The organism is Prochlorococcus marinus str. MIT 0918 (assembly GCF_027359415.1).
GTDB classification, from domain to species: Bacteria; Cyanobacteriota; Cyanobacteriia; order PCC-6307; family Cyanobiaceae; genus Prochlorococcus_E; species Prochlorococcus_E marinus_C.
In genome coordinates this window covers 344,165-368,268 of sequence record NZ_CP114780.1, presented here as the reverse complement: position 1 = coordinate 368,268, position 24,104 = coordinate 344,165, and the positions used below count along the sequence as shown (strand labels likewise).

Genomic DNA, 24,104 nt, shown 5'->3' with positions numbered 1-24,104 from the left:
TATCATTACTGATTAATTAATAATATAGTTAATAATGATAACTGTCCAATTAATTTGTTTCTTTAATAATTCCTCGTATTTTTCTGCTAAATCATTCATACTATAAGCAGTTGAGAATAAACGACAGAGTTTTTGCCAAATATGAACTTCCCAGACTTCAGCAGCGATAATGCCAATCTACAATGGAAACGCTTTTCTAACTTGCTTTATTTTAATGATGAGTTGGGCTTGTGGCTTGATATTAGTAGAATGAAAATCACTTCATCTAATATAGAATCATTATCAACACCTTTTAACAAAGCTTTTGATGCTATTGATAAATTAGAAAAAGGAGCTATATCAAATGCAGATGAAAACAGACAAGTTGGTCATTACTGGTTAAGAGATTCTTTACTTGCACCTACAAAAGAAATATCTAATCTTGTAACAGAAGGAATTTCAGATATAGCTGAATTTGGAAGAAATATACTCTCAGGTAAAATTAAAAATGAAGATAATAAGCCATTTACAGATGTTTGTTGGATAGGTATTGGGGGTAGTGGTTTAGGTCCTATTTTAATAATAAATGCATTAAAGAAATCAACTAAAGGTTTGAATTTTATTTTTATTGATAATGTTGATACAAATGGTATTAATGATAAGTTAGTTTCATTAAAAAATAATCTTAAAACAACTTTATTTGTTGTAGTTAGTAAATCTGGAGGTACACCAGAACCACAAATAGCAATGGATCAAGCTAAGCATTTCTTGTTGAGAAATAATATTGAATGGTCTAAAAGATCAATAGCAATAACAATGAAAGATAGTTTATTAGACAAAATTGCTAAATCGGAATCATGGCTAAAAAGGTTTGATCTGCCTGATTGGGTAGGTGGAAGAACAAGTATAACTGGATCTGTAGGCCTCCTTCCTTTAGCTTTAATTGATGAAAATATTTATGATTTTCTTAAAGGAGCATCAACTATGGATTCAATAACAAGGGAAAAAAATATTTACCAAAACCCATCAGCATTATTAGCTTCTGCTTGGTATTACTCTGGGGATGGTAAAGGACTTAGAGATATGGTTGTACTTCCATATCAAGACAGATTGGAAGTTTTTAGTAAATACCTTCAACAATTAATTATGGAATCCTTAGGGAAGCAGGAAGACAGAAGCGGTAATATAGTAAATCAAGGCTTATCAGTTTATGGAAATAAAGGCTCTACTGATCAACATGCATATGTTCAGCAATTAAGAGATGGTATAGATAACTTTTTTGTTACATTTATAGAAATTTTACAAGATAACAAGGATATTCCTACATTAAATGATAAATCACCAGGAGATTACTTATCTGGGTTCTTACAAGGCACTAGACTCGCTCTTTCAGAAAATGGTCGACAAAGTATAACAATTAGTCTTAGAAAATTTAATGCATTTTCTTTAGGAGCCTTAATTGCTTTATTTGAAAGATCTGTAGGATTATATGCTGAATTAATTGATATTAACGCCTACCATCAACCAGGAGTAGAGGCTGGTAAAAAAGCGGCTTCTAATTTAATTTCTCTTAAACTACAGATAGAGAATATTCTTTCTGATAAAAAACCATACTCTATTAATGACATTGTCTCTAAGCTAAATCATTCATCCTGTGAGAGTGTCTTTCTTATAATAAGGCACATATCTGTAAATCAAGATTTTTACACGATTAATGGAGATTGGTCAGAACCTTCATCATTAATTATTAAAAGAACTAATTAAATTACAATATTTATTAATTTTCCTTTAACTGATATATATCTCTTTATAGGCTTAGCTCCTATCCACTTCTTAGTTACCTCAGAATTTAAAACCTTATCCTTTAGCTGAATATCAGATTCATTTATATTGACTTTAATCATACCCCTAACTTTTCCATTAATTTGTATCACTAAATTATAATTATCTTCTATAATTGCCCTTGAATCAAATTTAGGCCACTTTTGGTCATGGACACTTCCATTGCCTTTTAACAAAAACCAAAATTCTTCTGATAAATGTGGAGCAAAAGGTGCTAATAATAATGTTAATACTTCTAAAGATTCTATGATTAGGGAATCTCGGACATATTCTACAGTTTCATATAGTGTATTTGTAAGTATCATTAATTGAGAAATTGCTGTATTAAACTGAGCATTCTCCTCCAGGTCATTAGATATGTTTTTTATTGATAAGTGGACTATTCTACGTAGATTTGATTCTTTACTATTTAAATCTGTATATACTATGCTCTGAGATGAATTCGAAAGGTCTATAGTTCTATCTCTTAGAAGATCATTAAAAATTCTCCATACACGATTTAAGAATCTATATTGACCTTCTACATCAGAATCGTCCCATTCTAAATCCTTTTCTGGAGGGGCTTTGAAAAGTATAAACATCCTTGCTGTATCGCTTCCAAATTTGTTAATCACATCAGATGGATCAACTCCATTATATTTAGATTTTGACATTTTTTCATAAACTATTTGTAGTTTTTCTCCAGTTAATGGGTCTAATGGATTCTTATGGTCTTTTATATCATTATTTTTGATATATTTTTGAGATGATGGATTCTTATATGTAATTCCTTGAACCATTCCTTGCGTTAATAACTTTTTAAATGGTTCATTTACATTAATAAGTTTCTTAGTTTTTAAAGCTTTTACAAAAAATCTAGAATATAAGAGATGTAATATTGCATGTTCAATACCTCCAACATATTGATCTACTGGAAGCCATTTATCTGCTAACTCTTTATTAAAAGGTTCATTTTTATTAGTTGCGTCTACATATCGTAAAAAATACCAGGATGAACACATGAATGTATCCATTGTGTCTGTTTCTAATTTTGCCTTACATGAACATTTTGGACAAGTTATACTTTTAATAGATTTATCTTTATTAAGTTTGATAGGTAAATCCTTTATTGGAACTGGTACTACTCCACATTTATCACAATGAATAATTGGTATTGGACATCCCCAATATCTTTGACGTGATATCAACCAATCTCTAAGTTTATAACTAACTTTGTTCTGTGCCCATCCATCATTTATACCTACACTTGTTATTTCTGATATAGCTATTTTAGACTTTAGCCCATTAAATTTTCCAGAATTGATTAATATACCTTTTGATGTAAATGGTCTTGTCTCATCAACTAGACTACTATTTCCCTTAATTACATATGTTATAGGTAATGTATATTTTTTAGCAAATTCATAATCTCTTAAATCATGAGCTGGAACTGCCATAACAGCTCCTGTGGCATATGAAGAAAGTACATAATCTCCGATCCAAATTGGAATTGATTTTCCATTTATAGGATTTATAGCTTTAGCTCCTAAATCCAACCCTTGCTTCTGTTTTGAATCTGATGTTCTATCTTGTTCACTAAGTCTATTAACTTTATCTCTAAAAATTTTAAGAGAGTCTTTATTTTCATCAGCTATTAATTTATCTACTAAATGATGATCAGGAGCTAAAACCAGATAATTTACACCATATATTGTATCTATTCTAGTTGTAAATACATTTATCAATAGATTAGGACTATTTTTAACTTTAAATTTAACCTCTACTCCTTGAGACTTACCTATCCAGTTCTCTTGCATAGTTTTTACATTATCTGGCCAACCACTTAGCTTATTTAAGCCTTTAAGTAATTCTTCGGCATAATCTGTTATTTTTAAGAACCATTGCTTTAACTCTTTTTTTTGAACAATTGCACCTGATCGCCACGATTTTCCATTTATATCAACTTGTTCATTAGCTAATACAGTCTTGTCAATAGGGTCCCAATTAACAGTCGCTGATTTTTGGTAGGCTAATCCAGCATCAAATAATTCAAGGAATAGATATTGGGTCCATTTATAATATTCTTCATCACATGTTGTAATTTCTCTCTCCCAATCTACTGATAACCCAAGACTATTTAGTTGGGTTTTCATCTGAGATATATTTTTTTTAGTCCATATATCTGGATCAATCCCTCTATCTATAGCTGCATTCTCGGCTGGTAATCCAAATGCATCCCAGCCCATAGGGTGAAGAACTGCTTCACCTTTCATGCGATGCATTCTTGCCAAGACATCTGTGATTACATAATTTCTTACATGTCCCATATGAAGATTTCCAGATGGATATGGAAACATTGATAATGCATAAAAGGTTTTTTGATCCTTTTGGGGTTGCCTAGTCTTATATAAGGAACTTTCAATCCATTTTTGTTGCCATTTTTTTTCTAAATCAGCATGGTTGTATGTATTAGAGATTCCTTTAGATAAAGGTTTGTTTGAGGATTCTGCGATCACTTATGCTCTGTAATGAAATAAAAGATTGCTTTATTCTTATTTTACAAGACATTTATTAATAGTTGCACCCATAATAAAATATAATAATACTTATTTTCATTTAATTATTTTAATTCTATGACACCCATAAAATTTAAGAAATATGAAGGTACAGGTAATGATTTTATAATTATTGATGGATTTAAATCTCCAGAAGCTAATAAACTATTTAGTATTAAAAGAGATTTAATTAAAAGCTTATGTGATAGACATTATGGTGTTGGAGCTGATGGAATTATTATTAATGCCAAACCAGATCATAATGGAATATCTAAGATGATTATTTATAACTCCGATGGATCCTTAGCTGAAATGTGTGGGAATGGTATTAGATGCCTAGTTAAATATATTATTGATACTAATAATTTACATAACCAAACTGAATTTAATATTGAAACCCTTGCTGGATTATTAAATGCAAGATTTCAAACTAATGGAGATATTAAAGTAAATATGGGTGAACCAACTTTTACCCCTAATAATATACCTACAACTTTAGCTACGGGTAAGGATAATCTTCCTACAGGTATTATTAATATAGAAAATACAAGTTTACAGATTTATGCTGCTGGCATGGGTAACCCACATTTAGTTACTTTTATAGATGATTTTGATTCTATACGCTTTGAAAAATTAGGGCCAGTATTAGAGAATAGTTCATATTTTCCTGAAAAGACAAATGTTCATTTTGTAAAAATAGTTAATAGAGAAACACTTGAATTATTAGTATGGGAAAGAGGTTGTGGTCCTACACTTGCTTGTGGTACCGGAGCATGTGCATCATTAGCTGTTTCAGCAACATTACAATTATGTAATGAAAAAGCTAACATTATTTTGCCCGGAGGTACTTTATTTATAGAATGGCCAAATAAAAGTGGAGATATATATATGAGTGGACCAGCTAAATATGTTTTCTCAGGTTCAATAGAAATTTAGATATATATGCTTGTAGAAACAAATAATACGAATTATTTAGATGCTTGTTCAACATCTCCACCTCACCCATCAGTAATAGAGGAGATTAGTAAAACTGAAAGAATATATTGGGGTAATGCTTCTAGTATACATTTAGAAGGAATTAAGGCAGCTGAGATTTTAGAACAAAGTAGATTTAAGATTGGCCAACTATTTAATGTTTCAGCAGAGCAAATAATTTTCACATCAAATGCTACTGAATCTATTCATCTTGCTTTAATAGGAAAGGCAAGGTCTATAAAACCAGGACGCATTGTAATTAGTTCTGTAGAACATCCTGCCGTCAAATATGCAGCTGAACAGTTAAAGAATGAAGGATGGCAATTGCTTTACTGGCCTGTAAATAGAAATGGTCGTATAGATTTGTCATATATGGAGGAAATGCTAGATTACCCAACAAAAATTGTTTCTTTAATATTGGGTCAGAGTGAAATAGGGACTATTCAACCTATTTTTTCAATAGCTTCTGAATGTAAGAAAAGAAATATTTATATCCATACAGATGCTACTCAGGTGATTTCACAAGGAATATTTAATTTTAATGATTTGAATATTAACAGTTTATCTGCGTCAGCTCATAAATTTAGAGGTCCAAAGGGAATAGGGTTATTAATAATAGATAATAAGAATATAAAGTCCTTTACTCCAATACTTGGGGGAGGAGGTCAAGAGTCAGGTTTACGTTCTGGAACACAATCTGTATCATTAGTTTATGGGATGTCAATTGCGTTACATCAAATTAATAAATGTTCCTCTATAAATTCTGGTGATTTTATATTTGAATCCAGTGATATTTCAAAGAAGACCACACAATTAAGGGAAAGAATAAATAAAATTGAAGGTATTGTATTTACTGGCGATAATATAAATCGTCTTCCAAATCATATATCATTGATCATACTTCCAAGAAATAATAAGGTACTATCAGCAAATAAACTAGTTTTAGAACTTTCAAATAAAGGTATATATATTAGTAGTGGGACAGCTTGTTCCTCATACAATAATAAGAAAAGCTATGTTTTAAAAGCAATTGGAATAGAGGATAAACTGTTAGGTTCATCAATTAGAATAAGTCTTGGTTCATGGAATTTAAACCTAGATACAATTCAGGTGGCTAATATTATAGACTCTACAATAACAAAGTTATTTAATATGGATTTATGAGTACTAATAAAATTAACCTTCCATCTGACTTACAACTTTGTGAAGAGGAAATTTTATTCTCATTATTATCTGCATTAAAAGATGCTAATAATAATAGATTTTCAATATTTCTTGGTTTTCAAGGTTTAAAATTGATGCCCATTACATTTAGACTATATAAAAGTCTTTTTAATAGTAATTATAGTCCTATTGTTATCTTTTCTGATTCAGGAAACACAGCGCTAGCTAAACGAGATTATCCCGAACTATCATCAATCATTTATTCATATAAAGAATTATCAGATAATATATCTACTATAAATTATAATTTAGTTATATCTGTATCACCTCAGCCATATGAATATGATGATTATGAGAAATTAATTAACTCTATACATGTCCCTAGTATTATGATAAATGGCAAACTAGAAGAGACAGCTATTGGAGTAGGTTATGTAGGAAGAGAACGAAGAATAAACTTTATTAAGTCCTGGTATAAACTTTATTGGTTAGAACCATTCAATACAGGAGCACTTTATAAAAAGTATGACAATGATTGGTTATTATACTCTTATTCTAGAGATGGATTTAGGTTTAAGGAATCATTTACATCAAGACCTGATAAAGAATCTATAACAATAGCCTTGTCTGATTAAAATGTTGATTAATAGGTTTATGAGAAAGAGATTAATTTTATTAAGTATATTTACAGGTATTTTTTCCTTCTCCTTAAATAAGAATAATTTTAATTTTAAAAATCTAATACCTGACTTTATATATAATGAATATACTAAGTATGTCTTAAAAACAAGTGATTTTAATAAAAATATCTGTATACCACTTGATAATAAAATTAGAAGTATTATATATCCATATGAAAATTCATGGGGCATTACCTTAATTAAGGATAATTCAGATATAATTGTAGATATTAATAGTAATAAACAATTAATCCCAGCATCGAATACTAAATTATTTTCAACAGCATATGCACTTTCAAAATTAGGTCCGAACTCTACTTTATCTACAAAGGTATATAAAAATTCTTCTGGAAATTACGAAGTATTAGGACAAGGAGATCCAGATTTAAATATAAATCATGTAAAAGAAATTTCAGATTCTATTATTAATAATAAATTTTTATACAAAAAAAATAATAAAATCTTACTCTATGAGATAAAAAAGGAATATTGGTGGCCTGAATACTGGCATAAGAATGACAAGTTAGAATCCTATGGAGCTCCAATAACTAAATTAGCCCTTACAAGTAATTCTAATACTAATTCAGTTCAGAATCCTATTAATCGATTTTCTAATATCCTAGCTTCTTATTTATCTACTAGTAATATTGAAATTCCTATTAAATATTTAGACCTAAATTTATTTAATACTAATTATAATAGAGATATTATATATGTGATAAATTCTGCCCCTATTTACATGTTGCTAAATTTAGCCAATTCTGAAAGTCATAATTTTACTAGTGAAATTTTATTACGAAATTCTGCTAAGTCTTGGAATAATAAAATAGCAATTAAGAGATTATCATCTTGGCTAAGTAATATTGGTATACAAAAGCATGGATTTTCTTTATTTGATGGTAGTGGTCTATCAAGAAAAAATAGAAGTACAACATTATCATTAGCCAAAATTCTTTATTATATGGATAATCATAAACACCGAAAGTATTACGTATCATCATTTTCTTTAGTTGGATATAGAGGAACACTTAGAAATAATTATATTTCAAAAGAAACTTATGGTAACTTCATTGGAAAGACAGGTACTCTTCAAAATGTAAGATCACTATCAGGCTATATTGTAAATACTCCTAATGGTAATTTAATCTTGAGTATTATACAAAATAATAGTTTTATTAATTTAAATTACTTTAATGATATTCTTTCAGCTATTTACAACCAAAAAAAATGTAATTATTAATTAATTATTTATTTTTATTATTTATTTGATAAAGATCAGTAGCAACAATCGGTGGAACCATATGATCTACCTTGCCCCCAAACAGTGCTACTTCTTTAACTACTGAACTACTTAAAAAACTATGATGTGATTCTGTTGCTAAAAATATAGTTTCTATTGAATTATCCAAAGTCCTATTTGTATGAGCTATCTGAAGTTCATACTCAAAATCACTCATAGCTCTTAGTCCCCTTAATATTAGATCAACTTTGTACTTTTTTGCACATTGTACTGTTAAGCCTCTATAGCTAATAACTCTAATACCTTGCAAATTGCTTATTGAGGAATTAATTTGCTGAATTCGTCTTTCGATAGAAAATGTGGGAACTTTTGTAGGATTATCTAAAATAGCAATTATTACATCTCCAAATCGCTCAGAGGCTCTTTGGACTAGATCAAGATGTCCATATGTTAGTGGATCGAAACTACCTGGGTATAAAACTTTCATTATTTAAGTTGATGGTTGTTAATATTTAGGATTTGAGATTAGAGTCAGTTTAATTAATATACGACTATGACTCTGAATTTAGAAGCAAAGAAGGTACTACTGAGAAAGATACCTCATGGAATCTTCATTTGTACTCTTCGTGAAGGAGAAGACATTAATGGTTTTACAGCGAGTTGGGTAACCCAAGGCTCATTCGTACCTCCCTTGGTAGTTATGGCTGTTCGAAAAGAAGGTTCTAGTCACGAAATTATTAAAAGAACAAATAAGTTTTGTCTGAACGTTCTTAGATCTGATCAAAAAGACCTTGCAGCAATATTTTTCAAGCCTCAAAAAGGGCTTGGAGGTCGTTTTGAATCAACACCATATAAGTTCGGTGAATTTGGATTACCTATATTAGAAGATGCTATAGGAGGAATAGAATGTAAAGTTGTTGGTTCAATATCACAAGGTGATCATTCTGTCTTTGTAGCTGAAGTTATATCAGCAGACCTTATAAAAGATTCAGAATCACTGAACCTTTCTTCAACAGGCTGGTCATACGGAGGTTGAGCTTATTTTGTGCTCTTCTTCAAATCTTCAATCATTAAAACATGATTTAGATAGATTAAAAAAGATCATAAAGTTAATACCTTTACTGCCTGGCTGCTATTTATTTAAAGACTATAATGATAGAATATTGTATATAGGTAAATCTAAAAGCTTACGTAATAGAGTAAAAACATATTTTAATAATCAAAATGAAATTAGTGCTAGGATATCACTAATGGTAAGACAGATATTTGATATAGAATATATAATAACTAATAATGAAGATGAAGCCTTAACATTAGAATCTAATTTAATTAAAACTAATAAACCTTATTTTAATATATTACTTAAAGATGATAAGAAATATCCTTTTGTCTGTATAACATGGAGCGAAAAGTATCCTAGGATATTTCTTACTAGGAGAAGAAGAAATAGAAATATAAAAGATAGATATTTTGGGCCTTTTGTTGATGTGACATTGCTTAGAAATACTTTAGGACTATTAAAAAAGATCTTTCCTGTCAGACAAAGATTTACGCCTTTATATAAAGATAAGCCTTGCCTGAACTATTCTATTAATAGATGCCCAGGCGTTTGTCAGGAATTAATTAGTTCAGAAGAATATAAAAAGACAATAAAAAATATAGAAATGATATTTCAAGGTAGAACAGAAATACTTATAAGTGAACTAGAAACTAAGATGAAGAATTTTTCTGATGACATGAAATATGAATCAGCAATTAAAATAAGAGATCAATTGAGAGGATTAAAACGACTAGGTCAAACACAAAATATAACTGATCCAGATTCTAATATTAATAGAGATGTGATTGCATCTTCATCAAATGATAAAACAATATGTATTCAATTATTTCAAATTAGATCAGGGAAATTGATAGGTAGATTAGCATTTACAAATGAGATTAATGATGTAGATAAATTATTAATTATACAAAGAGTCATGGAGGAGCATTACACTGAAATGGATTCTATAGAAATCCCTCCCGAAATAATTATTGAAGAAAAATTACAACAAAATAGTTTAATAGAGGATTGGTTATCAGAATTGAGAAAAAGAAAAGTTAGGTTAATAGTACCTAAGAGAAATAAAAAACTAAAACTAATTAATTTAGTAAAAAAGAATGCTCATCATGAATTAATCAAAACAACTCAATCTATTGAAAAAGCACACTTGGAATTAGAAGCTTTAACAGAGTTATTAGATTTAAATACAATTCCTCATCGGATAGAAGGGTATGATATTAGTCATATTCAGGGAAGTGACGCAGTAGCATCTCAAGTTGTTTTTATAGATGGTATACCTGCTAAACAACATTATAGAAAATATAATATTAAATCAAGTTTTGTCCAAATAGGACATAGTGATGATTATTTATCAATTGAAGAAGTTATTACTAGAAGATTCTTAAGATGGTCAAATTACAAAAAGGATGGAATAGATATTCTAAATATTAAAGCTAATAATAATAGTATATTAGACCCTATAACCATAAAAGACTTACCGGATCTCGTATTAATTGATGGTGGGAAAGGTCAACTTAATTCTGCTTTTAAAGCGTTAGAAAAATTAAATCTTGAAAATGATATTTTATTATGTTCTTTAGCAAAAAAAAATGAAGAAGTATTTATTATAGGTTCAAATACTTCTTTAGACACAGAAATAACTGATCCTTCAATTATGTTATTACGGAGAATTAGAGATGAAGCACACAGATTTGCTCTTACTTTTCATCAAAACAAGAGATCTAAAAACATTACTAGATCACATTTAACTGATATAGAAGGAATAGGAAATAAACGTATTAAAACACTATTAGCCCACTTTACGTCTATAGAAGCATTAAAGATAGCAAGTTTAAAAGATATAGAAAAGGTACCTGGTATCGGAAATGAACTTGCTTATAATATATGGAAATATTTTCATAATTAACTTCCAATAAATAAAAATACTGCTATTATCTCTAAATATAAATAATCTATTATTAAAATAAGGTGACAATTCAGTTATCAAAGAGTATCTTATTAATAATATAAATAAATTATGAATTTACCACCAGAAGCTTATTTATGGTTTAAATCCCTTCATATAATAGGTGTTGTTGTATGGTTTGCCGGTCTTTTCTATTTAGTTAGGCTTTTTATCTACCATGTAGAATCACAAGAGTTAGAACAAAATATTCAGGAAGCATTTCATAAACAATATTCATTAATGGAATTAAGGTTAGCTAATATAATTACCACTCCGGGTATGATACTAACTACATCGATGGCAATAGGCTTATTAGTTATTGAACCTACTTGGCTTAGTCAAATATGGATGCAAATTAAATTAGGTTTTGTTCTATTACTGTTAATTTATCATTTCTACTGTTATAAAATAATGAATAATCTTAGAAAAAAAGAATGTAAGATGACTGGTAAACAATTAAGAGTTTTAAATGAGTTGCCTACACTCTTCTTAGTATGTGTAGTTATGCTTGTTGTCTTTAAAAATAGTTTCCCTACAAGTGCAGTTACTTGGTTTATAGTCTTATTAATAATCCTCATGGCTTTATCTATTCAATTTTATGCTAGGTTTAGGCGACTGAATCAATCAAAAGCCCTCTAATATTTGATGTCAGATAGACTAAAACATCCATTAGTTAAAGTTATATATAATATCAATCAATATAGTTGTCCTTTAAATATTAACTTACATATGCATACTATTTATAGCGATGGGAGTCTAGATCCTATTAGTTTATTAAAGCAAGCTAGTAAATTAGGTTTACAACATTTTGCGATAACAGATCATCATTCGATAACAGCATATAAATTAATTAATTCATGGAAACAAGAAAATAATATTAATTTTTTCTTACCACAAATTTGGAGTGGAATAGAAATTAGTTGCATATTAAAAAATTGCCTTGTACATATTATTGGATTAGGATTTGATATAGCTTCACCAGCAATATCTCCTTATATTAATAATGAAGCTTCTATAGGTTTATCATTAAGAGCAGAGAATGTTATCAAAGCTATTAAATTAGCTAATGGCTTATCGATTTTAGCTCACCCTGCTCGGTATAGAATTGATTATAAAAAATTGATTGATGAAGCATATTTACTTGGAATTAATGGTGTAGAAGTTTGGTATGACTATAGTTTCTCTAGCAATTGGAAACCATCAGAATTAATATGTAATTCAATTGATAATTATATTTCAAGATATAATTTATTGAAAACTTGTGGTACAGATACACACGGATATTCACTTTTACGACGTTAATACTTATTATCTATCTACTAATAAAGTGATTGCTCTATGTTTTTTTCAGATTCTAATAATATTTCTTTTATAGTTTCTAGTTCTTCTTGAGATGCTTCCCACATCTTTCTATTATTTGCCTCCAATAATCTTTCAGTAATATCTCTAAGTACCCAAGGATTTTCGTTTAGAATAAAATTCTTTACAGTATTGTTTAATAACCATTTCTTGATTAATGAAGAATAACACCAATCAGGTACATCATTAGTTGTAGCATCAAAAGCAAATAAATAATCTAAACTAGCTGACATTTCAAATGCTCCTTTATATCCATGTTTGATCATTCCATTAATCCATTTGTCATTTAACATACGACTTCTTACTACTTTATCTATTTCTTTATATAGAGAATGTACCTTAGGGCTGCCAAACTTTGAGTTATCAGAAAAATATACGTGTGGTTTATTGCCAGATAATTGTTCTACGGAATTAGCCAATCCTCCATGGAATTGGTAGTAATCATCTGAGTCTAAAATGTCATGTTCTCTATTATCCTGACTATGAAGTACAACATTAGTTTTAGATAAAGTATATTCTAATCCAATTCTATCTTTAGTAGGGTCATCATTATTATTATATAACCATTGGCTAGATTTTAAATAACATTCAGAGAGATCTTTTGTGGTTTCCCAGGTCCCTAAATTAATAATTTCTTGTAAACCGGTTCCATATGTTTCTGGAGCTGACCCATATATCCTTCCAGTTGGCTCACCTGAGTTTACACTTGCTGCATAGGGATTAATATCAGATGGTTCATCTAAATGCTTTATCATTGATAAAGCATTATTTAATAGATCTATCAACTGTGGAAATGCATCTCTAAATAATCCAGATATCCTTAATGTAACATCAACTCTTGGTCTACCTAGAATATTAATTGGTATAACTTCAAGACTAATTATTTTAGATGTTAAGTTATCCCAAACAGGTCTTATGCCAATTAATGATAATAATTGGCATATATCTTCTCCTCCATTTCTCATGGTAGAAGTGGCCCAAACAGACATGGCTAAATTAGTAAGGTTTTCTCCATTTTCTAACAAGTAAAGTTCAATGATATTATTAGCACTTTTTCTTCCTAAATCCCATGCTGCTTGTGTTGGAATACATCTAAGATCAACACTATAGAAATTTTTTCCGGTAGGTAATACTTCGATTTTACCCCTAGTTGGAGCACCTGAAGGTCCACTAGATACTCTAAATCCTCTTAAGGACTGAATTAATGATTTAATCTCACTCTTAGGTGACAATAAAATATTAGGTATAATCTTTTCTTTTATTCGTTGAAGGCAATTATTATTACTATAAAGGAGCTTTTTTAATTTCTTGTGTAATTTATTAATGATATCTTGATCGATTTCTTTGTGGATATAATTACATAATAAATAGTAAATAATAATCTCTGCTTGATCATTAATCCATGTTATTAAATCTCCATTATTGGCATATATATTGTTATTTAACTTAGACATATTGTTTAAATCATTATTAGTTAGTTTATCAATATAATTATCCAACCAAGGATCTAGATCTAAATTTAAATGAGCAGCTATGATCTGACTTAATCCTTTAGAGTTAAATGATGGAGTTAAAGCTATAGATAAAATTAACTCTTTTGTATTATTAAATGTAGGTAATTTCCCAAAAACATGTAACCCTATTCTAATTTGCGATTCTTTTATTTCACATAAATAAGAATCTAATCTATTATAAATATTATCCTTGGTATTTATATTGTCATCTTTATCTAATAGATTTGTAAAATTATAATTTCTAATTAATAAATCTAATTTTTCCTTTAAAATGGTAGTTCTTTCTGAGTCAAGCATAATGGATTCATTATATTCATCAAGTAGTGATTCAATATGAGCAAGATCTGAAGTTAAACCTGCTCTTCCTAAAGGCGGAGTTAAGTGGTCAATAATAACCGCATGAGTCCTTCTTTTAGCCTGAGAACCCTCACCAGGATCATTAACAATAAATGGATAGATATGTGGTATGGGAGGCACAATTATTTGAGGGTAGCAGTTTTCACTTAGTCCTATACTTTTACCTGGAAGCCATTCAGCTGTACCGTGTTTGCCTAGATGTATTAATAGATTAGAATTATTAATTTTATATATCCATAAATAATGGGCTAAATAACTATGAGTTGGAGGAATTGTTGTAGAGTGAATATCAATTATGTTATCTTCATTATGACCCCTTGATGGTTGAATAATAATTGAAATGTTTCCAAAATTTATTCCACTAATTGGAAAGCCGTATTTTTCTAAGTCATCACTATTATCTGGATAACCCCATTTTTTTATTATTATTTCTTTTGATTCTTCTGGTAGACTATTAAAATATTCATTATAATCATCAAGTTTAACATAGGATAATGTTTTGTTATTTAATGTTTCATATGAATTTGTTCTAGCATTGAGAATTATTCTTATTAACTCTTTACTAGAATTTGGCAATCTATCATTACCTAGATAATATCCATCATTTTCTAATATCTGTAATATATGTAATAAACTCTGAGGTGTATCTAAACCTACTCCATTAGCTATTCTTCCATCTTTTATTGGATAATTAGAAAGAACAATTGAAGCTTTAACATTTTTTCTCTTAGTATTTTGAAGAGATAACCATGCTAGAATAAAATCCTTTATCCAATTTATACCATATTTATCAGGCTTTATTTTGTATATTGGTGAATATAATTCAAAATTATCTTCTTCTAATGTTTTAAAACCACCTATTTTAGTAGTAATACGGCCGTCAATCTCAGGTAATACAACTTGTATTGTAAAATCTAACGGGTTTAATCCTCTAGAGGATCTTTTCCAATTAGTACGATCTTTATTTGATGTTAATAGTTGTAATATTGGAACATTTAATATATCCCATATAAATTTATCATCACATTCTTGATCAATATTTATAGTTGAAAAATATGTGGAGCATAATATACAACTAATTTCTTCCTGTTTAAATAGTCTTATTATTTCTGATTGGACACTTTTGTTTTTAAGGCTGCTAACCCATATACATCTTGGAACTAAGCTATTATTTCTTAAAACCTTGATTATTTCATTAGCTAAATCATAATCTCCAGAATTTAAAATAGATGTATAAAAGATTAGACCAACCTTTTGTCCTTTTTCATTTCTCCAATCCCATTTATATGGATCTGATAGTTTATTAATTTCTACTGGTTTTGTTTGCGGATCTTGATTATTTAATAGTTCATTAACTATAGACAAAAAATTTGACATATTTTCGAACCCCCCAGCCCTTAATAACTTCGAAAGATTTAAAGAGAATTCGAAAGATAAATTACTCATTCCATTTAACTCTAAATCTTGTTCTTCAGTCCCAGATAGGATTAATAAAAATCTTTCTTTGCCTTTACTAGACCATTCTTGGAGTTTTTCAAACCCATAAGACCAATCTGATTTACTCCCAAGGAACCTTACAACTATTATTTTTGCATTTAAAGCTGTTGTTGAAATATAATGATCAATTTGAGCATTATGACTTAAGGATGTTAGTTGTAGGGCCCTAACATTATTTTTTAATTTAATATGTTTATCTTGTTGCAATACATAAGATAATGTTGCGATATCAGACGATGCACTTGTTAAAAACAGAACAGGTGCCTCTGGTTGCTGTATAAACTCTAAATTTTCAGATTGTTCTTCACTTGGAAGAGATGCTATGCGATGCATTAATCTATTATCTACCTATCTCGTCTTTTTACGAGCTTTAAAGAGAGAATATTGTGATCTATGACCACATCACCAATGCATAAATTTCTACCATATGCATGGTTTAAAGGGAAATGCGTTCCCTTTGACGAAGCTAAGATATCAATTGCAACTCATGCTCTCCATTATGGGACAGCCGCTTTTGGAGGCATGAGGGCTATACCAGATCCAATGGATGATAAGCGCTTTTTACTTTTTAGAGCTGATAGACATGCTAAAAGACTAAGTCAAAGTGCGAAATTACTATTATCTGAAATTAATGAAGAGGAGATTTTAGATAGTCTCTCAAAATGGTTAAAAGCAAATCAGCCTAGAAAACCAATTTATATAAGACCATTTATTTATACAAGTGATTTAGGTATTGCACCGAGACTACATAATATAGAGACTGATTTCTTAATTTATGGAATGGAATTAGGTGATTACTTATCACCTGAAGGGGTAACATGTCGAATTAGTAGTCTTAGAAGACAAGAGGATTGTTCTCTACCTCTCAGAGGTAAGATAAGTGGTGCATATATTACAAGTTCATTAGCAAAAACAGAAGCTGTTCTATCAGGCTTTGATGAGGCGCTTTTATTGAATACTAGAGGTAAAGTAAGTGAGGCTAGTGGTATGAATCTTTTTATAGTAAGAGATGGAGTTCTTATCACTCCAGGAGTAGATCAAGATATATTAGAAGGGATAACAAGAGCAAGTGTAATAGAAATTGCTAAATCACTTGAAATAAATGTCATTGAGAGACCTGTAGATAAGACTGAATTATTTATTGCTGATGAGGTTTTTTTAACTGGTACAGCAGCAAAGATTACGCCTATAAAACAAATTGAATCTACAAAATTAACTACGAAACGTCCTATTATGAACGTATTAAAAGAAAAATTAATATTAATTACTGAGAACAAAAGTAATGATTTTAGTCATTGGGTTTCGTCTATTGATGTAACTTAATGCTGAACTTTAAAGATTATTTTAATTCTGATCCATCAAGAATCTTTATATTTGATGGTGCTATGGGTACCTCATTACAATCTCTTGACTTAAATGCAAATGATTTTGGGGGTATTGCTCTTGAAGGGTGTAATGAAAATTTAGTAAGAACTAACCCATTGGCAGTTGAAAAAGTTCATGAAGATTATTTAATTGCAGGATGTGATGTTATAGAAACAAATACATTTGGAGCAACATCAATTGTTCTTGACGAATATGGAATTAGTAACGATGCTTATGAATTAAATATTAAGGCAGCTTCTATAGCTAAAAATATTGCTAAAAAATATTCAACTAAAGCACAACCAAGATTTGTTGCTGGTTCGATAGGTCCTACTACCAAACTTCCTACATTAGGGCATATAAGTTTAGATGATATGATCTCTTCATTTCAGCAGCAGGTTGAAGCATTAATAGAAGGAAAAGTAGATTTATTAACAGTAGAAACTTGTCAAGACGTTTTACAGATTAAAGCAGCATTAATAGCAATAAAAAAAGCATTTAATTCCACATCTTTGACTCTTCCAGTTATGGTATCTGTAACAATGGAAACTACAGGTACAATGCTTATAGGAACAGATATTGCAGCTGTTTTAAATATTTTAGAACCCTATAATATTGACATATTAGGTTTAAACTGTGCGACAGGTCCAGAGCAAATGAAATCTCATATAAAATACTTATCTGAACATTCACATTTCCCAATTAGTTGTATACCTAATGCTGGATTACCAGAAAATATAGGAGGTACAGCTCATTATAAATTAACACCTATAGAATTAAGGATGCAACTAATGCACTTTATTCAAGATTTAGGTGTAAGAGTTATTGGTGGTTGCTGTGGTACTACACCGGATCATATTAAAAATTTAGTTTCTTTGAAGAATGATTTATTGAAATCTGAACTAGATCTCAAAAGATCAATTAATTATGAAAATGGTGTCTCTTCTATTTATGAAAAGACATTATATTATCAAGATAAATCATTTTTAATAATTGGAGAAAGGTTAAATGCTAGTGGTTCAAAAAAAGTAAGAGATTTATTGAATAATGATGATTGGGATGGTTTAATTTCTGTAGCTAAAAGTCAAGTAAAAGAGCAAGCACATATATTAGATGTAAATGTTGATTATGTAGGAAGAAATGGAGTAAATGATATGAAAGAAATTGTGAGGAGATTAGTTTCTAATGTTAATTTACCTTTGATGTTAGATTCAACAGATATTAATAAGATTGAAAGTGGTTTAAAAAATGCTGGAGGAAAATGTATTATTAATTCTACAAACTATGAAGATGGTGAAATTCGATTTAAGAAATTTTTAGATCTAGCCAGGGATTATGGATCAGCTCTTGTAATAGGAACAATAGATGAAGATGGAATGGCAAGATCAGCTTCTAAAAAGATTGATATTGTAAATCGATCGTATAAAGAATGTATTAATTGTGGCATTTCAGAATACGACCTTTTCTATGATCCACTTGTACTCCCAATTTCTACAGGCTTAGAAGAAGATAGAAAAAATGCATCAGAGACATTAAAAGCTATATCGCAAATAAAAGAAAAATATCCAAATGTACATATTGTTCTTGGTATATCCAATATAAGCTTTGGATTAAATTCATCTGCACGAATTACTCTCAATTCTGTTTTCTTAAATGAATGCATAAAATGCGGTTTAGATTCTGCCATAATATCACCTGCTAAAATATTGCCATTATCAAAGATTGATCCAAAACATCTTAAATTATGTTTGGATTTAATTTATGATAAAAGAATTATTAAAGATTCAATTTGTAAATATGATCCATTAACAGAATTAACAACAGAATTCACTGATATCACAACAAAAAATCTACGTGATAGTAATGAAGATTTTAATTTGTTACCTCTTGAGGATAAGCTTAAACAACATATTATAGATGGAGAAAGAACTTCTTTAGAAGATAATCTAAAAGAGGCTTTAAAAAAATATCAACCTCTGACTATAATCAATAGTTATCTATTAGATGGAATGAAGGAAGTTGGAGAGTTATTTGGATCTGGCCAAATGCAGCTCCCTTTCGTCTTGCAATCAGCCGAAACAATGAAGTTTGCAGTTAGTATATTAGAACCGTACATGGATGATATATCTGATGCTAATAATTCAAAAGGTATTCTGCTTATTGCAACAGTTAAAGGTGATGTCCATGATATAGGAAAAAACTTAGTAGATATTATTTTGACAAATAATGGATATCAGGTAATAAATCTAGGAATAAAACAGGATATTTCAGAAATAATTACGGCTCACAAGAAATATAGGCCAGACTGTATAGCAATGAGTGGATTATTAGTAAAATCAACAGCATTTATGAAAGATAATCTTTTAACATTAAATAATGAAGGTATAACAACCCCAGTAATTTTAGGAGGAGCAGCCTTAACTCCAAAATTTGTTAATGTTGATTGTAATAGTGTTTATATGGGACAAGTAATATATGGCAAAGATGCATTTACAGATTTACGATTTATGGATGTTCTTATGAAATCTAAATCTGAAAGTAGTTGGGATGATAAAAATGGTTTTATTAATAATACTAAGCTTAATAATGATTTTAAATTATCAAATTTGAGTTCTTCTCAGAAATTAAAATCATCAGCTAATAATATTATTACTATTAATAATAATAATTCAATTAATACTTCTTCTACAAAAAAATCTCATCTAATTAAAAATGAACAGTCAATAACACCTCCTTTTATTGGTACAAAAGTTATAATAGGTAAAGATATTAAAATAGATGATATAGTTTATTACCTTGATAAAAAAGCTCTTTTTGTAGGACAATGGCAATTAAAAAGAAATAAAAATCAATCTAAACAAGATTATGAAGTTTTTTTAGACGATAAAGCCGAACCTATATTAAATAAATGGATCAATATTATTAAATCTAAGAGTCTTATATCACCAGCAATAGTATATGGCTATTTCCCTTGTGCTAGAAATGGTAATTCATTAGATGTATATAACTTTAATAAAAAGGATTTATTAGGTAGTTTTATTTTTCCGAGACAAAAAGGTTCTAGTAGGTATTGCATATCAGATTTTTTTAATAAGGCAGATTCTAATAAACCTAATGATTTTATACCCATGCAAGCAGTCACAATGGGAGAAATTGCTTCAAATTATGCTCAATCATTATTTAATCAAAACAAATACTTAGATTACTTATACTTCCACGGATTAACTGTACAATTAGCTGAAGCATTAGCTGAATATTCACATTCTATTATTAGAAAGGAATGTGGATTTTCTAGTAATGAACCTGACAATATAAGAGGAATATTGTCTCAAAAATACCAGGGATGTCGATATTCTTTTGGTTACCCAGCTTGTCCTCAAGTTAGTGACTCTTTTAAGCAATTAAAATGGTTAGATGCAGATAGAATTGGACTTAGAATGGATAAATCAGATCAACTAATACCAGAACAAAGTACGACAGCAATAATTTCACTTCATAGCCAAGCAAAATACTTTAGTGCATAGTTTTTGACTAGCGATTCATTCAGTGCATAGTAATTGAAGAGTTTCTATTATCTCAATTTGAAAGTCATTCATTTCTTCAGAATCACTTAGATCTACCCCTTCTCCTGCAGCATTCTGTACCAATTCTAGATAGTGGAATGCCCCCTCTGCACTAGCCAAAAATTCTATAGCAGAGTTTTCACCACTCTCACGAAAAGAATCGCTCAGAGCTTTAAATGCTGCGTCTTCTGAGAACTCCCAATCCATTGAGGAGATATTACTGATTGATGTTTAATCGTTCACCCCCCGGTTTCGTCAACCTTTGTTTAAGAAAATTGTCTGAATGTATTTTTTATTTTAATTGATTTCTATTACTGATTGGCTTAGATCGGTTGATATGAAAGGGATTCTACGTCATAGATTAAACCAGTAGCTAGTATAGTTTGTTACATGCTTTAAATACTATTCATTCATGTTATAAGTGTAGTTCTCATTCATTTGTTATTTATCAATTTTTAATTTTAATGAAAATCCAATAATATTAGCATCGGTTATTTTTGTACATATCATCTTATAAACACTGTTAGGTCATATATAAAAGGAGTTTAGTCAAATATGAATAATCGATGAAGCTATCATTAGTCTAAATACGTTTATGAATGATTACTCTAATAACACTGGTCAGATTATGTAAGCAATATATGAGGAAAATTTAAAATATTTAAAAAATGAAAATATTTAATTAATCTAACTACTTGTATAATAATATAATTAGTAATAAGTCTCGATGATTTATGACTAAAGGATACTACTGGGAAAAGGCAAAAATAGTTACAGAACAAGCAGTAGAAAATTCTTCATTAAAACCTATTAAAACCATAGTCAGTAATATTAAAATAAATGAGTCTAATTATTTTGAATTTAGAAAAGTAATTTCTGATAGTTGGAAAATCAAAAGGATATATGGTCCTAAAATTAATCCCTTTAAACCATGGGATAAAAATCTAGAAGTAGATCTGGTAGGAGATAATCACATATTAATTTTAAATAAATACCCAGTTCAACTATGTCATATGCTCTTAATAACTAAAGAATGGCAACCACAAAATGGTTGGTTGTCTTATCAAGATTGGAAAGCATTTAAGATTGTTGATAATGATACAAATGGATTATGGTTTTTTAATAGTTGTAGTGAATCAGGAGCTAGTCAGCCCCATAGACATATACAGTTACTACCCCGTAATAATAAAATGAAAATTTGTCCCTTAGAGGATTCTTATAATAACTTAAAAAATCAAAAGTTATTTAATAATAAAATATTGGATAATATACTAATAATTTATAGAGATCAAAATAAAGAATCTTCACAAGACATATATGAAAAATATTTATATTTATGTAATAAATTAGGCATTGGTCAGCCTTCTTCTGATTCCAATCCAAAGTTACCTTATAATTTACTTATAAGTAATAAATGGATTGTTATAATAAGACGTTCTAAGGAATATATTAATGGTTTTAGTATAAATGCCTTAGGATTTGCAGGTTATCTATTAGCAACTAATGATTCAAATATTAAATGGCTTAACTCAAATGGACCATTAAATATATTAGAAAATGTTGTATAATAATAGGTTTAAAATATTAATTTGCAAGTTCTATATCATCTCTAGAAATTTGTTCTTGTAATTTATCAATCGAAGCAGATAAAGCTGCTAATCTTCTTTCTAATGAATCCTTGTAAAATAATAAAACTTCTAATTTACGTTTGTGAAAATTATTCCTTCTTTTTTCAGCAGAAACAGAGGTTGAGCAGAGATCAGAAATAAACATTGTTAAACATCAACTAAACATATACTAGGAAAATAAATGCAAGAATGTGATTCTAATATATATTTCAGGATATTTGATCAAATCAGTTTTGGTAACTGAAATTAAAAATCATAGCTAGTTTTCATTATGTAAAAAGAAATAAATAGATGTGTATGCTTGTCTTAATGGATATAGTGTATAAATAACCGTTAGATAATTGTGGCAACCCCGGCCAATGAAGGTTCAAGAAGAATATCTGTAGATTTACCAAACGAATTAATAGAACGTTTTGACGAACTTAAAAAGGCTTGGGGTTTAAGAAAAAGAGGTGCGGTATTGGAAAGACTGTTAGAAACTCTCTTTGATGAAGAAGAAATTCATGAAAACGATAAAGAAATATCTAATAAGCAATTTGAATATTCCTCATTAGAATCATCTGATATTGCGTCAGATAGTTATCTTGAAGATAATTCAATTGTTCTTATCTCAACAGACAAATTAGCTAAAAGTACAGATCAGCATTATGAAGAGACAATTTTTAATAAAAAAACAAAAGAAAAAAAGGTAGTTGGTATAGACTTACCGAATTTTGTAAATAGAAGAGCAAATAAACTTAAAACTAGTTTGAGCAAAGGGGTTAAAAAGGAACCTAATTATGAATCTATAATTACGGGTATAAATGAAGAGGATATTGAACAATGCATAGATAAAACATTAAATCATTGGGTTTCTCTTTATGGTAACAATCCAAAGGAAGAAGTTATAGAAGCTGCAATGATTTGGTTTGCAAGAGACATATGGCCATATATTGATGATTCAGAAAATATTCCTTTTACATGGAATGCAGCTATATACGTTATGAGTCGCTTATGCCCAAGCTGGCAAAATAAAAAACCGTCGTTTGAAAATATAATTGTAATGGCAGGAGTCTTAGAGGACCCTTTAGGAAGTATTAATTTAAAAAATAGATTACCCTCTCTCGTAAAACGATTCGTAAATTGCTTTAAAAGGAGAAGAAATGTTACCTCCTTTGAAACTTTGGAGTCAACAATGACAGTCCATGGTGCACTTAAGTTATTAGATCTACCAATAACAGCCGGGAAGTCAATTTCATTAACCAATATTAGAGATGCCTACAAGATAAAAGCATTAGCTAATCATCCTGATTCAGGAGGATCAACTGAGTCAATGAGACAAATAAATGAAGCATATCAACTATTAAAGGATTTATACAAGAAAAAATAGAATCTTAGGAGTATCATATATGTTTCAATTCGG

18 protein-coding genes are annotated in these 24,104 nt (G+C 29.3%); 13 read left to right on the top strand and 5 right to left on the bottom strand.

Annotated elements, in window-relative coordinates; all coding sequences use genetic code 11:
• The first annotated feature begins 141 nt into the window (after positions 1–141).
• Positions 142–1,743, top strand: coding sequence for a glucose-6-phosphate isomerase (locus tag O5636_RS01955; protein WP_269622947.1), 1,602 nt, complete (start codon positions 142–144; stop codon positions 1,741–1,743).
• On the opposite strand, the gene leuS is transcribed toward O5636_RS01955, so the two are convergent.
• Positions 1,740–4,313: a leucine--tRNA ligase gene (gene leuS, locus O5636_RS01950; protein ID WP_269623499.1), complete on the bottom strand. Its 2,574-nt coding sequence runs from the start codon at positions 4,311–4,313 to the stop codon at positions 1,740–1,742. The genes O5636_RS01955 and leuS overlap by 4 nt on opposite strands.
• A gap of 120 nt (positions 4,314–4,433) precedes the next feature.
• Between leuS and dapF the strand changes: the two genes are divergently transcribed.
• From dapF to O5636_RS01930, 4 genes are read left to right on the top strand one after another with little or no spacing between them, the layout of a single operon-like run.
• Entirely contained in the window at positions 4,434–5,291 is an 858-nt protein-coding gene (gene dapF, locus O5636_RS01945) for a diaminopimelate epimerase (protein ID WP_269622946.1), read from the top strand.
• Positions 5,292–5,297: 6 nt separating this feature from the next.
• On the top strand, positions 5,298–6,494 hold the full coding sequence (locus O5636_RS01940; RefSeq protein WP_269622945.1) for a cysteine desulfurase family protein: 1,197 nt from the start codon (positions 5,298–5,300) through the stop codon (positions 6,492–6,494).
• On the top strand, positions 6,491–7,129 hold the full coding sequence (locus O5636_RS01935; RefSeq protein ID WP_269622944.1) for a DUF1995 family protein: 639 nt from the start codon (positions 6,491–6,493) through the stop codon (positions 7,127–7,129). Before O5636_RS01940 ends, O5636_RS01935 begins: the two co-directional genes overlap by 4 nt.
• A 19-nt stretch (positions 7,130–7,148) precedes the next feature.
• A complete protein-coding gene (locus O5636_RS01930; RefSeq protein ID WP_269622943.1) occupies positions 7,149–8,414 on the top strand; it encodes a D-alanyl-D-alanine carboxypeptidase in 1,266 nt (421 codons plus the stop codon).
• Between the two features lie 4 nt (positions 8,415–8,418).
• On the opposite strand, the gene coaD is transcribed toward O5636_RS01930, so the two are convergent.
• Positions 8,419–8,901 carry a pantetheine-phosphate adenylyltransferase gene (gene coaD / locus O5636_RS01925; protein WP_269622942.1) on the bottom strand — a complete coding sequence of 161 codons (483 nt, stop codon included), beginning with the start codon at positions 8,899–8,901 and terminating at the stop codon, positions 8,419–8,421.
• 66 nt (positions 8,902–8,967) lie between these two features.
• Between coaD and O5636_RS01920 the strand changes: the two genes are divergently transcribed.
• From O5636_RS01920 to O5636_RS01905, 4 genes are all read left to right on the top strand, one after another.
• On the top strand, positions 8,968–9,450 hold the full coding sequence (locus O5636_RS01920) for a flavin reductase family protein (protein ID WP_269622941.1): 483 nt from the start codon (positions 8,968–8,970) through the stop codon (positions 9,448–9,450).
• A 7-nt stretch (positions 9,451–9,457) separates the two neighbouring features.
• On the top strand, positions 9,458–11,380 hold the full coding sequence (uvrC, locus tag O5636_RS01915) for an excinuclease ABC subunit UvrC (protein WP_269622940.1): 1,923 nt from the start codon (positions 9,458–9,460) through the stop codon (positions 11,378–11,380).
• A gap of 111 nt (positions 11,381–11,491) precedes the next feature.
• Complete coding sequence (hemJ, locus tag O5636_RS01910; protein ID WP_269622939.1) at positions 11,492–12,058, top strand: protoporphyrinogen oxidase HemJ; 567 nt, start codon at positions 11,492–11,494, stop codon at positions 12,056–12,058.
• Positions 12,059–12,064: 6 nt separating this feature from the next.
• Entirely contained in the window at positions 12,065–12,721 is a 657-nt protein-coding gene (locus O5636_RS01905; RefSeq protein WP_269622938.1) for a PHP domain-containing protein, read from the top strand.
• Positions 12,722–12,738: 17 nt separating this feature from the next.
• On the opposite strand, the gene cobN is transcribed toward O5636_RS01905, so the two are convergent.
• A complete protein-coding gene (gene cobN, locus O5636_RS01900; protein WP_269622937.1) occupies positions 12,739–16,479 on the bottom strand; it encodes a cobaltochelatase subunit CobN in 3,741 nt (1,246 codons plus the stop codon).
• 75 nt (positions 16,480–16,554) lie between these two features.
• Here cobN and O5636_RS01895 point away from each other — a divergent pair, with 75 nt between their 5' ends.
• Positions 16,555–17,469 (top strand): branched-chain amino acid transaminase, encoded by a 915-nt coding sequence (locus O5636_RS01895; protein ID WP_269622936.1) that lies wholly within the window; start codon positions 16,555–16,557, stop codon positions 17,467–17,469.
• A complete protein-coding gene (metH, locus tag O5636_RS01890; RefSeq protein ID WP_269622935.1) occupies positions 17,469–21,035 on the top strand; it encodes a methionine synthase in 3,567 nt (1,188 codons plus the stop codon). The genes O5636_RS01895 and metH overlap by 1 nt, the downstream gene beginning before the upstream one ends.
• Positions 21,036–21,050: 15 nt before the next feature.
• Here metH and O5636_RS01885 read toward each other — a convergent pair whose 3' ends face one another.
• Positions 21,051–21,281: a hypothetical protein gene (locus tag O5636_RS01885; RefSeq protein ID WP_269622934.1), complete on the bottom strand. Its 231-nt coding sequence runs from the start codon at positions 21,279–21,281 to the stop codon at positions 21,051–21,053.
• A gap of 527 nt (positions 21,282–21,808) precedes the next feature.
• Between O5636_RS01885 and O5636_RS01880 the strand changes: the two genes are divergently transcribed.
• Positions 21,809–22,642, top strand: a complete 834-nt coding sequence (locus O5636_RS01880; RefSeq protein ID WP_269622933.1) for an ATP adenylyltransferase — start codon at positions 21,809–21,811, stop codon at positions 22,640–22,642.
• A 16-nt stretch (positions 22,643–22,658) separates the two neighbouring features.
• Here the strand turns inward: O5636_RS01880 and O5636_RS01875 are convergent, their stop codons facing one another.
• Positions 22,659–22,847: a hypothetical protein gene (locus O5636_RS01875; RefSeq protein ID WP_269622932.1), complete on the bottom strand. Its 189-nt coding sequence runs from the start codon at positions 22,845–22,847 to the stop codon at positions 22,659–22,661.
• A 198-nt stretch (positions 22,848–23,045) separates the two neighbouring features.
• Here O5636_RS01875 and O5636_RS01870 point away from each other — a divergent pair, with 198 nt between their 5' ends.
• Entirely contained in the window at positions 23,046–24,071 is a 1,026-nt protein-coding gene (locus O5636_RS01870) for a molecular chaperone DnaJ (protein WP_269622931.1), read from the top strand.
• The last annotated feature ends 33 nt before the right edge of the window (positions 24,072–24,104 follow it).